The 11994-nt window shown below is 69.3% G+C and carries 10 protein-coding genes; 6 read left to right on the top strand and 4 right to left on the bottom strand.

Annotated elements, in window-relative coordinates; all coding sequences use genetic code 11:
• Positions 1–112: 112 nt before the first annotated feature.
• The 3 genes from CV103_RS14185 to CV103_RS14190 form a co-directional block, all read right to left on the bottom strand.
• Positions 113–1786 (bottom strand): hypothetical protein, encoded by a 1674-nt coding sequence (locus CV103_RS14185; RefSeq protein ID WP_107395306.1) that lies wholly within the window; start codon positions 1784–1786, stop codon positions 113–115.
• Positions 1787–1819: 33 nt separating this feature from the next.
• On the bottom strand, positions 1820–1954 hold the full coding sequence (locus CV103_RS23090; RefSeq protein ID WP_269078664.1) for a hypothetical protein: 135 nt from the start codon (positions 1952–1954) through the stop codon (positions 1820–1822).
• Positions 1955–2044: 90 nt separating this feature from the next.
• Positions 2045–2890, bottom strand: a complete 846-nt coding sequence (locus CV103_RS14190) for a LysR family transcriptional regulator (RefSeq protein WP_211314402.1) — start codon at positions 2888–2890, stop codon at positions 2045–2047.
• 99 nt (positions 2891–2989) lie between these two features.
• Between CV103_RS14190 and CV103_RS14195 the strand changes: the two genes are divergently transcribed.
• On the top strand, positions 2990–4459 hold the full coding sequence (locus tag CV103_RS14195) for an amidohydrolase family protein (protein ID WP_107395308.1): 1470 nt from the start codon (positions 2990–2992) through the stop codon (positions 4457–4459).
• Between the two features lie 8 nt (positions 4460–4467).
• On the top strand, positions 4468–5637 hold the full coding sequence (locus CV103_RS14200; RefSeq protein WP_107395332.1) for an amidohydrolase family protein: 1170 nt from the start codon (positions 4468–4470) through the stop codon (positions 5635–5637).
• Positions 5638–6119: 482 nt separating this feature from the next.
• Here the strand turns inward: CV103_RS14200 and CV103_RS14210 are convergent, their stop codons facing one another.
• On the bottom strand, positions 6120–6587 hold the full coding sequence (locus CV103_RS14210; protein WP_107395309.1) for a MarR family winged helix-turn-helix transcriptional regulator: 468 nt from the start codon (positions 6585–6587) through the stop codon (positions 6120–6122).
• 111 nt (positions 6588–6698) lie between these two features.
• Between CV103_RS14210 and CV103_RS14215 the strand changes: the two genes are divergently transcribed.
• The 4 genes from CV103_RS14215 (at position 6699) to CV103_RS14230 (ending at position 11944) form a co-directional block, all read left to right on the top strand.
• Positions 6699–7880 carry an HlyD family secretion protein gene (locus tag CV103_RS14215; protein ID WP_107395310.1) on the top strand — a complete coding sequence of 394 codons (1182 nt, stop codon included), beginning with the start codon at positions 6699–6701 and terminating at the stop codon, positions 7878–7880.
• Positions 7880–9433 (top strand): MDR family MFS transporter, encoded by a 1554-nt coding sequence (locus CV103_RS14220; protein ID WP_107395311.1) that lies wholly within the window; start codon positions 7880–7882, stop codon positions 9431–9433. Before CV103_RS14215 ends, CV103_RS14220 begins: the two co-directional genes overlap by 1 nt.
• Before the next feature lie 8 nt (positions 9434–9441).
• The gene (locus CV103_RS14225) at positions 9442–10875 is read left to right on the top strand and encodes an efflux transporter outer membrane subunit (protein ID WP_107395312.1); all 1434 of its coding nucleotides are present in this window, start codon (positions 9442–9444) and stop codon (positions 10873–10875) included.
• Between the two features lie 202 nt (positions 10876–11077).
• Positions 11078–11944 (top strand): SDR family NAD(P)-dependent oxidoreductase, encoded by an 867-nt coding sequence (locus CV103_RS14230; RefSeq protein ID WP_107395333.1) that lies wholly within the window; start codon positions 11078–11080, stop codon positions 11942–11944.
• The last annotated feature ends 50 nt before the right edge of the window (positions 11945–11994 follow it).

Consider the following 11994-nt stretch of genomic DNA (forward strand, 5'->3'; position numbering starts at 1 on the left):
CCGCATCCTATGCTGCAAAGCAAAAATTCCCCCGCCACGCGCCCGCGGTCAAGCCCAGAACGCATCCGGGCCGCCGATCGGCGTCCCTAGCCGGATTTCCTTTGAATTTCGTTCATTTGGTGGCGGGACGCGCCCGGAATCGCCAGATGCGGGCGATGAACAGCCCCTGGCTTTCGCGTTCCTCCACCAATTCCCACCGGGGATCGGCGGCGAGGCGGCCGGCGATCGGCCCTGCCTCCAGATGGCGGGGATGGCCGTCGATCGCCGCGCGCACGTCGCGATAGGAACCCGCCGCCACGCGGCCGACCAGGATCGCGGGCGCGCCGGCATCGATCACGGCGGCGGCCGGCGCGGTCGCGCCGAACAGCGGGCTTCCGGTCGCGAAGCGGATGAGCCGGTCGCCCGCCGGCGGCTCCGCCTGCCAGATCGCCACATCGTCATGGAAGCGCCAGCGCGTCGGCAGCGCGGCATAGCCCAGCGGATCGCCGGGCTCGAAGATCAGGGTCGCCGCACTATCCTTGCCGATCGCCTCGGCGAACATCTGCCCCGGCCCATGGGCGAAGAGCGGCGCGTGCCGCCAGAGCAGGCCGGTGGCGATCAGCCCGCCCGCGACGATGGCGGCGACGGCGCCGCGCGACAACAGCGCCAGCGGGCGGCGCGCCGGCAGGCCCATCCCCGACAGGCCCACCGCGATCGCGGCGGCGGCGAAGGGCATCATCCAATAGCTGTAGGTGGGCTTGATCGCGTTCAGCGTATCCAGCGCGATATCGGCGCCGATGGTGATGGCGAGCCCGAGGAGGACGACCGCCACGAGGGAGAGGAAGGCGCCCCGCCGCGCCGGCTCCATCCCGCCCGCCGCCAGCCGCCACAGCGCGGCGGCCCCGGCCAGCACCAATCCTGCCAGCAGCAGCGACGCCGCCACCGGATAGACCATGTGGATCGATCCCACGAACAGGCGCGAGACATAGATGGCATAGGTGGCGATCGATCCGCCGCCGGCGGCATGATCCACCTGCCCGCTGGCCGCGACGATGAAGGGCAGCACCGCCACGCTGAGCGCCGCGCCCAGCGCGCCGGAGACGGCCAGCACGATCAGCGCCCGCCGGTCGCCGATATGCCGCGCGATCAGCACCACGAACACGCACGCGCTCATCACCGCGCCGAAGAAATGGACATGCACCGTCGCCGCGCACAGCAGCGCCACGGCGATGGGCGCGCGCCAGCCGCGATTCCAGGCGGGATCGACGATGGCGAGGAAGGGGGCGATCATCGCGCAGGCAAGCGCCAGATAGAGCGGATAGGCGCGGATTTCCGGCGCCGTCATCGCGATCTGCGGGTTGAGGCAGAGGATCGCCAGCGCGATCGCCGTACAGCCGGGGCCGAACCGCCGGCGCAGCGCCGCCGCCATCACCACCAGCCCGAGGACCAGCAGCGCGCCGTGCAGCAGCCGCAGCCCCAGCGGCGACAGCGCGAACAGGTGCACGCCCAGCCAGTCCAGCGCATAGCTGCCCAGCGGCATGCGATCGTCCGGCACCACGAACAGCGCCTTGGGCGTGCCGAGCAGCCAGTGGACCATCTTGAGGAAAGGCAGGCCGCTGCCCGACAATTGGGTGGTCTCGTCGATCCAGATATCCTGGACGAAGGCGAAACGGCAGACGACGGCGGCGAACAGGGCGATCAGCAGCAGCGATATGCCGTCCGCCCAATGGAATCCCGGCCGGGGGGGCAGGGTGCCGAACGGTCCGCCCGCCACCGCCCGGTCGATCGGGCCGCGCTGCTTCAGCAAGGGGCGTATCCGGACGAGCAAAAGACGGGCCGGTCATTCATCGCCGTCGTCCTTCCCCCTTTTGTGCCAGACGAAATAATAAAGGAGCAGCAATATGCCGAAGATCACGATCATCGTGATCAGGTTCTGCAAGGTATATTGCGTCGATCCGTTGCCCCCGAAACGCATGACCGTCCCCCATCTGGCAGTAAAGCGTTACACGCTAGCGACCATGGGAGAAAGTCCCGAACGCATGAGGCGGCGGCCGGGCGGCCGCGATCACCGGCCCCGGCGTTCCGCCAGCACGTCGCGAACCATGTCGGCAAGCGCGCCGATCGCGCCGTCGGCGGTGCGGGCATAAAGCGATATCGCCATCGGCGCGACGGGGCCGAAGGCCGGCCGTTCGCGCACGGCCGCGCCGCGCACGGCGCCCACCGGCAGCAGCGACAGGCCCAGCCCCGCCTCCACCGCCGCCAGCACGCTTTGCAGGCTGCTTCCCGAGAAAGCGACATACCAGCGCCGCCCCTGCCGTTCGAGCGCATCGAACATCTGGTCGCGATAGAGCCCGCCGGGCGGGAAGGTGACGAGCGGCAGCGGATCGCGCGCGACCAGCGCATCGTCCGCGCCGATGAACCAGCCCAGCGGTTCGGGGAAGGCGGCAAGGCTGCCATTGCCGGCCGCCATTTCCTTCACGATCGCCAGATCGAACTCGCCGTCGCGATAGCGGGTGGCGAGATCGCGGCTGAGGCCGGTGGTCACGTCCAGCCGGATCGCCTTGTCGCCGGCCATGAACCGCGCGAAGCCTTCCGCCATCGCGCCCGTCGCCAGATCCTCGGGCAGGCCGATATGGATGGGCGCGGTGCCCGCCGGATCGCGGAGCAGCAGCTCCGCCTCGTCCTGCAATGCCAGGATGCGGCGGGCATGGCCGACCAGCCGTTCGCCGGCCGCCGTCAGCCGCACCGGCCGGGCGGATCGATCGATCAGATCGCGGCCCAGCACCTCCTCCAGCCGGCCGAGTTGCTGGCTGATGGTCGATTGCGTCATGTTCAGCCGATGCGCCGCCAGCGTGAAATTGCCGCTGTCGGCGATGGCGACGAAGCTCCTGAGCAGGCGGGGATCGAGCATGGCATCATCATGAACCTTAATGGAGATCATGATAACATCTAATTTGTGAATATGGCCTCCCGCGCCTAGCTTGGCGATATCTTTTCCGGGAGCCGCCTGATGTCCTCCACGCTTCGCGGCGCGATCGCCGCCCTCCTCGCCTTCGCCGCGCCGATCGCGACGGTTTCCCCCGCGCAGGCCGCCGCCAGGGCCGGCGACGTCATCATCCGCCACGCCACGATCGTGGACGTGGAGCATGCCCGCACCCTGGCCGATCAGGCCGTGGTGACGCGCGGCGGCGATATCGTCGCCACCGGCCCCGACGCGAAGGTGGCCAGAAGCTGGCGGGCCAAGCGGAGCATCGACGCCACCGGCCGCTTCCTGATCCCCGGCCTGTGGGACATGCACATGCATTTCGGCGGCGGCCCCGAGCTGATCGAGGAAAACAAGGCGCTGCTGCCGCTCTACATCGCCCACGGCATCACCACGATCCGCGATTGCGCGGGCGATATGCCCTATGACGTGCTGGCCTGGCGCGACGAGATCGCGCGCGGCACGCTGGCCGGGCCGACCCTGCTCACCTCCGGCCCCAAGATCGAAGGCATCAAGCCGATCTGGAAGGGCACGCTGGAGGTGGGATCGCAGGCGGAGGTCGATGCCGCGATCGCCCGGCTGAAGGGCCTCAAGGTCGATTTCGTGAAGATCACCGACAGCACGCTGAAGCCGGAGCTGTTCCTTTATGCCGTATCGCAGGCGAAGGCGGCGGGGCTGCGCACCTCGGGCCATATCCCGATGGCGCTCACCGTCGGCCAGGCGGTCGATGCCGGGATCAGCTCGATCGAGCATCTCGATTATGCCTTCAAGGCCGGGGTGAAGGACGAGGCGCGGATCGCCGCCGATTTTGCCGCCGGGCGGATCGACCGGGCCGAGGCCAACCGCGAGCTGGACGCCGGTTTCGATCCGGCGACGGCGATGGCCGCCTATCGCACCTTCGCGGCGAAGGGCGTGTTCGTCACCCCCACGCTGAACGGCAGCCGCGTGCTCGCCTGGCTGGACAGCGATACCCATGCGGACGACGCCTATCTCGCTTATATCGGGCCGAAGCTGCGCAAGACCTATGACTGGCGCATCCAGCGCGCCGCCCAGGCCGATGCCGCCGGAATCGTGGCGCGCCACGATCATTTCGATCGCATGGCCGCCACCCTGCCGATGCTGCGCGATGCCGGCGTCACCATCATCGCCGGCACCGATGCGGGCTTCCTCAATTCCTTCAACTATCCGGGCATCGGCCTGCATGACGAGCTGTCGCTGTTCGTCGCCAAGGGGCTGACGCCGGCCGACGCGCTTTCCGCCGCCACCCGCGCCGGGCCGGCCTGGTTCGGGCGGCTCGACCGCTACGGATCGATCACGCCGGGCAAGGCGGCCGATCTCGTCCTGCTCGACGCCAATCCCCTGCAGGATATCGCCGCCACCCGCGCGATCGAGACCGTGATCCTGCGCGGCGAGGTGCACGACCGCGCCGATCTGGACCGCATGCTGGCCGAAGCCCGCGCCAAGGTGGCCGCCTGGAACGCCGCCGAGGCCAAGTGAACGCCCCCGTGATCGACACGCTCTTCACCAATGCGCGGCTGGCCGACGGCAGCTTGGCGACGCTCGCCGTGGCCGCGGGCCGCTTCGTATCCGTGGGCATCGCCCCGAGGGACCGGCAGGCGGCCGAAACCGTCGACCTTGGCGGGCGGATGGTGCTGCCCGGCTTCGTCGACGGCCATATCCACCTCGACAAGAGCTTCGTCGGCGATCGCTGGCACCCGCACCGGCCGGCCGCGACGCTGCGCGAGCGGCTCGCCAACGAGAAGGCGCTGCTGGCGGGCGCCCGCCCGGTGGCGGAACGCGCCGAGGCGCTGATCGCGCTCGCCGCCGGCCATGGCACGATGGCGATGCGCAGCCATGTCGACGTCGACGCGACCACCGGCCTCGCCAACCTCCACGCCGTGATGGAGGCGCGCGAGCGCTGGGCCGGGCGGATGGCGATCGAGCTGGTCGCCTTCCCGCAGGCGGGCATCCTCACCTGCCCCGGCACCGCCGACATCCTCGATGCCGCCATCCGCGAGGGCGCGGACGTGATCGGCGGCATCGATCCGACCACGCTGGACGGCAATGCCGACGGCCATCTCGACATCGTCTTCGGCATCGCCGACCGGCGCGGCGCAAAGGTGGACATCCACCTGCACGAGCCCGGCGAGGGCGGCATCGCCCAGCTCGGCCGGATCGCGGAGCGCACCGCCGCGCTGGGCCTGAACGGCCGCGTCGCCGTGAGCCACGCTTATGCGCTGGGCGACGTGCCTGGGGCCGAGGTCGATCGCATCGCCGACCGCCTCGCCACGGCCGGCGTCGCGATCATGACCAACGCGCCCGGCAACCGCGCCTTCCCGCCCATCGCCCGCCTGCGCGCGGCCGGCGTCACCGTCTTTGCCGGCAACGACAATATCCGCGACGCCTGGTGGCCCTATGGCGATGCGGACATGCTGCGCCGGGCGATGCTGATCGGCTACCGCTCCGGCTTCTACACCGATGCCGATCTGGAAACGGCGCTGGACATGGCGAGCGGATCGGCCGCCCGCGTCCTCGGCCTCGACGGCTACGGAATCGCGCCGGGATGCGCCGCGGATTTCGTGGCGATGGATGCGCAGAACGCCGCGGCGGCCGTCGCCGGCGTGCCGGCCGCGCGGCAGCTCTTCCGTAAAGGAAAAGCGATTACGGCCCTTTAATGAACGTCGTTCATTGCCTCTTGCGGGCGGCCGCCAACATGATACCCTCCCCCTGCGATCACCGTAAGAGTGACGAATGGAGAGGTGCTTTCATGGAGCACTATGAGTCCGTGGTGCAGGAGTGCGGCTTCCGCTTGCTGTGCGTCGCAAGCGGCTTGGTGGCGAGCTTCTCCGCCATCATCTATCTCGCGCTGACCTGACGCCTCTCCGGCGCCGATCGGCGCCCACCTTCGGGGTGGCCCGGCGCGCGAGCAGGAAAGTCCCGTCAACCCGCCCCAACCCGTCATTCCCGCGCAGGCGGGAATCCATTGTGTCGGGAGCCATCGACTCAATCGAGCCAGCCGTGCCCATGGATTAGCCGCGCCGACCCGCGGCTCCCGCCTTCCTGGGAAGGACGATCGGGGGAGAGAAATGCCCGCTTCCCATTCAGGCGCACAGCGATCCGAAACGCGGCAGCCCTTCCGGCCGGGAATCCACGCAGCCTAGCCCGCCGATCCCGCCTGCTCGGCCGCGCATTCGGCCTGTATTTCCTCCAGCCGGTCGTTGAGCTTGCCGATCAGCCGGGCGAGCTGCAGCGCCTCCTCGTCCGTGAGCGCGCGATAGAGGCTGTCGACGAAGCGCTGCTTGGTGGGTTCCGCCGCGCCCAGCGCCGCCAGCCCGGCATCGGTGATCGAGATATATTTGGCCCGCCGGTCGGCCGGGTCCTGATCGCGCCGCACCAGCCCCTCGCGCTCCAGCGCGTCGATCGCCACCGTCACCGTCCGGGGGGCATAGGCCATGCTTTCGGCGATGTCGGTGGAGCGGACCGGCCCTTCCTTATGGATATAGCCCAGCAGCCGCGCCCGCGCGAAGGACGCGCCGGTATCCTTCATCAGCCCGTCCAGCAGCCGGTGCGTCCGCAGGTAGAAATCCCGGAGCCCCGCCGAAACCGCGTCCCTCGCCACCGTCATGTCGCATCCCGCCAGAATATGTATGTATGCATACTATATGGTCTTGCCTGATAGCGCGATCAGGTGCAAGGGGCCGCCATTACCCCTTGTGCAATTGCGAGATGATTCCCCATGCAAGAGAGTGCGGCCGGAAATGGCGCGGCGCCCGGCAACCCGTTGAGCGATGGTGAAAGTCAGGCGGCCGATCGGCTGCCCGCCTTCCGCCGGCCGGGCGTGCGGCGCGCGCTGATCATCGGGGCGGCGATCGTCGTCGCGGCCGTGCTGATCTGGTTCGTGCGCTACCAGCTCTACGGCAAATATCTCGAGGAAACGAACGACGCCTATATCCAGGCCGATGCCGTGGTGATCGCGCCCAAGATATCGGGCTATGTCGCCGAGGTGTTCGTGCGCGACAACCAGGACGTGAAGGCCGGCCAGCCGCTCGTCCGCATCGATCCGCGCGACTATCAGGCGCAGGCCGCGCAATATCAGGCGCAGATCGATGTGGCGGCCGCCAATGCCGACAATGTCCGCGCGATGATCGGCGAGCAGGAAGCCCAGATCGCCCAGGCGCGCGCGCAGGCCGCCGCCGCCGACGCCCAGGCCGCCTTCGCCGCGCATGAGGTGGATCGTTATGCGCCGCTGGCCGCCACCGGCGCCGAAACCGGCGAGAAGCTGACGACCCTGCGCAACCAGGCCGTGCAGGCGGCCCGGCAGGCCGCCGCCCAGCATGCCGCGCTGGCGATGGCCGAACGGCGCGTGGCCGCACTCAGGGCGCAGATCCGCCAGGCATCGGCGCAGGGCGAGGTCGCCCAGGCGCAGCTCGCCACCGCGCGGGTCAATGTCGGCTCCACCATCCTGCGCGCCAGCACCGACGGCCGGATCGGCGACAGGACGGTACGCGTCGGCCAGTTCGTCCAGCCGGGCGCGCGGCTGATGTCGGTGGTGCCGCTGTCGGCGCTCTACATCACCGCCAATTTCAAGGAGACGCAGATCGGCCGCATGCGCGTGGGCCAGCCGGTGAAGATCCGGGTGGACGCGCTGCCGGGCGTCGACCTGGACGGCCATGTCGAAAGCGTGGCGCCGGGCACGGGCGCGCAATTCTCGATCCTGCCGCCGCAGAACGCCACCGGCAACTTCACCAAGATCGTGCAGCGCGTGCCGATCCGCATCGCGCTGGATGCCGGCCCCGATGCCCGCAAGGTGCTGGTGCCCGGCCTGTCCGTCACCGTCGAGGTCGATACCATGTCGGCCAAGGGCGAGGAGCGCCGCATCGCCGACCAGGAAGCCGCCCGCCGCAAGGCCGCGCGCTGATGGCATCCGCCGCCCCTGCCCCCGCCGTGCCGGAAAAGGCCGATGCCGCCGCCTGGCTGGCGGTGGCGGCCGGCGCGCTCGGATCGCTGATGGCGACGCTCGACATCTCGATCGTCAATTCCTCGCTGCCGACCATCCAGGGCGAAATCGGCGCCAGCGGCACCGAGGGCACCTGGATCGCCACCGCCTATCTGGTGGCGGAGATCATCATCATCCCGCTTTCCGGCTGGCTGACCCGCCTGTTCGGCCTGCGCACCTTCCTGATCATCGCCGCCGGCCTGTTCACGGCCTTTTCGGTGATGTGCGGGCTTTCCACGACCCTGCCGATGATGATCGTCGGCCGCATCGGCCAGGGCTTCACCGGCGGCGCGCTGATCCCCACGGCGATGACGATCATCGCCACCCGCCTGCCGCCATCCCAGCAGCCGATCGGCAATTCGATGTTCGGCGCCACCGTCATCATGGGCCCCGTGGTCGGCCCGGTGCTGGGCGGCTGGCTTACCGAGAATATCAGCTGGCACTATGCCTTCTTCATCAACCTGCCGGTCGGCATCGCCCTGCTGACGTTGCTGATCGTCGCCATGCCCTACCAGAAATCGCAGCTTTCGCTGATCCGCGAGGCCGACTGGCTGGGCATATTCGGCCTCGCGCTCGGGCTTGGCGGCCTTACCGTGGTGCTGGAGGAAGGCGAGCGGGAACAATGGTTCTCCTCCTCGCTGATCGTCTGGCTGTCCGTCATGTCCGCCTTCGGCTTCGTGCTGCTGCTGATCGGCCAGTTCGTGGCGCGCAAGCCGGTGATCCGGCTGTCGCTGTTGCTCGACCGGCAGTTCGGCGCCGTGGTCGCGATGGTCATCGTCGTCGGCATGGTGATGTTCGGCACGTCCTACACCATCCCGCAATTCCTCGCGACGATCTCCGGCTACAACTCGCTGCAGGCAGGCGAGATCGTGCTGCTGTCGGGCATACCGGTGATCCTGCTGATGCCGTTCACGCCCTTCCTGCTCCGCACCATCGACATCCGTATCGCGGTGGCGTTCGGCCTCGCCGTGCTCGCGGTCAGCGCCTATATGGAAACCACGCTGACCGTCCTGTCCGACGGATCGACCTTCGTCGATTCCCAGCTCCTGCGCGGGCTCGGCACCGTCTTCTCGATGATCTACCTCAACCAGGCCGCGATCCGGTCGGTGCCGCCCGAACATGCCGGCGATGCGGCCGGCCTCTACAACGCCGCCCGCAACCTTGGCGGGTCGCTCGCGCTGGCCGGCGTGGCGGTGGTGCAGGACCAGCGCGTCTGGCTGCACAGCCAGCGGATCGAGGAAACGCTGAACGCCAATTCGATCGAGGTCCAGGCCTATGTCGATCGGCTTGCCCAGGCGCTGGGTGGCCCCGATGCCGCGATGCGCTCGATCGAGGCCAGCATCCAGGCCCAGGCGCTGACGATGACCTATTCGGACCTCTTCTGGATCCTTTCGGTCGGCATCGTCGCGGTCATGCCGCTTGTCCTGTTTCTCCGGCCCCTGCCCCAGGGCGGGCGGCCCGTCGCAGCCCATTGAGGAGCGCCATGCGCCCGTTCCCTGTCCTTCTTCCGCTTTCGATCGCCCTTCTCGCCGCCGGCTGCACGATGGGGCCGGATTATGCCGGGCCTCAGCCGCTAGCCGCCGCCAAGGCCCCCGGCGCGGCGTTCGCGCGCGCCGATACCGGCTTCTCGGCCGAAGCGCCGCTGGCCCGCTGGTGGGAATCGCTGCACGATGCGGTGCTGGACGATCTCGTCCGGCAGGCGCTCGCCGCCAATCCCGATGCCAGGGTCGCCGAGGCCCGGCTCCGCCAGGCGCGGTCGGCGCTGCGGCTGGAGCGCGCGAACGGCAGCCCCAATGTGAACGCCCAGGCCGTCTATGCCCACGCCCATCTGCCCGGCGTGGACTTTGGCGGCGAAGGCGACAGCGGCGATACCAATCTCAACCTCTACAATCTCGGCTTCGACGCGAGCTGGGAGATCGACCTGTTCGGCGGCCAGCGGCGCAAGGTGGAGGCCGCGCGCGCCGAGGCCGAGGCCGCCGGGGCGCGGCTGGCCGACGCCCAGGTCAGCCTCTCCGCCGAGGTGGCGCAGGCCTATGTCAACCTGCGCGACCGGCAGGAACGCATCGCCCTTTCCCGGCAATCGATCACGATGCTGGAACAGATGGTCGATCTCGCCCGCCAGCGCCGCGATCGCGGCACCGCCTCGCAGCTCGACGTCGATCGGCTGGAAGGCCAGCTCGAACAGGCGAAGGCCGACGTCGCCGGCCTCGATGCCGAACAGGATGCCTATCTGGACGAGCTGGCAACCCTGACGGGCGCGGCGCCGGGCACGCTCGATGCCCGGCTGCGGACGCCCGGCGCGCTGCCCTTGCCGCCCGCCGCCATCGCGATCGGCGATCCGGCCGCCCTCATCCGGCGCCGGCCCGACATTCGCGCCGCGGAACGGACGCTCGCCGCCGACACGGCGAAGATCGGCGCCGCCAAGGCCGCGCGCTTCCCCCGCCTCAGCCTGATGGGCATCATCGGCATCGGCGGCACATCCTTCTCCGATCTCACCCATCTCGATGATTTCGCCGCCATCGCCGCCCCGCAGCTAAGCTGGAGCTTCCTCGATTTCGGCCGCAACAAGGCGCGGGTCGGCCAGGCCGAAGGCGTGCGCGACGAGGCGGAGGCGCAATATCAGGGCGCGGTGCTGGCCGCGCTCCGCGATGCCGAGGATGCGCTCTCCCGCTTCCGCAACCGCCGCATCGCGGTCGCCACGCTCGCGCGGGCCGAGGCGCTCGCCACCCGCACCGCCGGGCTTTCGCGCGATCGCTACCGCGCCGGCACCATCACGCTCACCGACCTGCTCGATGCCGAGCGCCAGCAACTGGCCGCCCGCCAGCGGCTTTCGGCGGCCAAGGCGGGGCTGACGGGGGATTTCATCGCCATCCAGAAGGCGCTCGGCGCCGGCTGGCGGAACGGCCTCGACGAATAGCGCCCCTCACCCCGCTTCCGGCCAGTGCGAAAGGACTGCCCCCAACGCGCCGATGGGAGAATCGGCGGGGGCAGGCTATATCCGGCGGATCGCCCCGGCACCGGACGAGAAACGGGCCGGGGCGAATCAAGGAAAAGGGCTGGCGTTACGTTTCCGGGGTGCGGGTGACTGCGCTCTCATTCCGGTGGTGGAAGGAAATGCCGTGGGACGAACCTGGCTGATTACCGGCAGCGCCCACGGGCTGGGCCGATCGATTGTCGAAGCCGCCTTGTCCGCCGGCGATCGGGTGGTGGCCACGGCCCGCGATCCCGCCCGGCTTTCCGACCTGGAAGGGCTGTATCGCGACCGGCTCGTCAGCTTCGCGCTCGACGTTACCGATGCGGCCCGCGCCTGGGCGGCCGTGGACATGGCGGTGGCCCGTTTCGGCGGGGTCGACATCCTCGTCAACAATGCCGGCTTCGGCCATATCGCCCCGTTCGAACAGACCAGCGACGCCGATTTCCGCGCGCAGATCGAAACCAACTTCTATGGCGTGGTCAATCTGAGCCGCGCCGTATTGCCGGTGATGCGGCACCAGCGTTCGGGCCATATCATCAACATCTCCTCGGTCGGCGGGCGCATCAGCTCGCCGGGGCTCAGCGCCTATCAGGCGGCGAAATGGGCGGTCGGCGGCTTCAGCGAGGTGCTGGCTAAGGAAACCGCCGCCTTCGGCGTCAAGGTGATCGCGGTCGAACCGGGCGGGATGCGCACGGATTGGGGCGCCGTCGCCGGCGGCCATGCGCCCGATCTCATCGCCGATTACCAGCCGAGCGTGGGCGCGATGCTGGCGATGACGCGCGGCTATGCCGGGCACGAGATCGGCGATCCCGCGCGGATCGCCAGCCTGATCGTCGACCTTGCCGGCCGTGACGCGCTGCCCGCCCACCTCCTCGTCGGCAGCGATGCGCTGCTCGCCTTCCGCCAGGCGCAGGCCGTCCGCCAGAAGGAGGCGGAGGAATGGGCGACGATCAGCACCTCCACCGATCTTTCGGGCGTGGATATATCCGTCATTTCCAACCTGCTGGAATGAGGCGCCATGCCCGTCATTGGCCCCCGCCGCCAGCTGGTCTAGGAGGCGGG

This window comes from Edaphosphingomonas fennica (assembly GCF_003034225.1).
In the GTDB taxonomy this organism is placed as follows: Bacteria; Pseudomonadota; Alphaproteobacteria; order Sphingomonadales; family Sphingomonadaceae; genus Sphingomonas_E; species Sphingomonas_E fennica.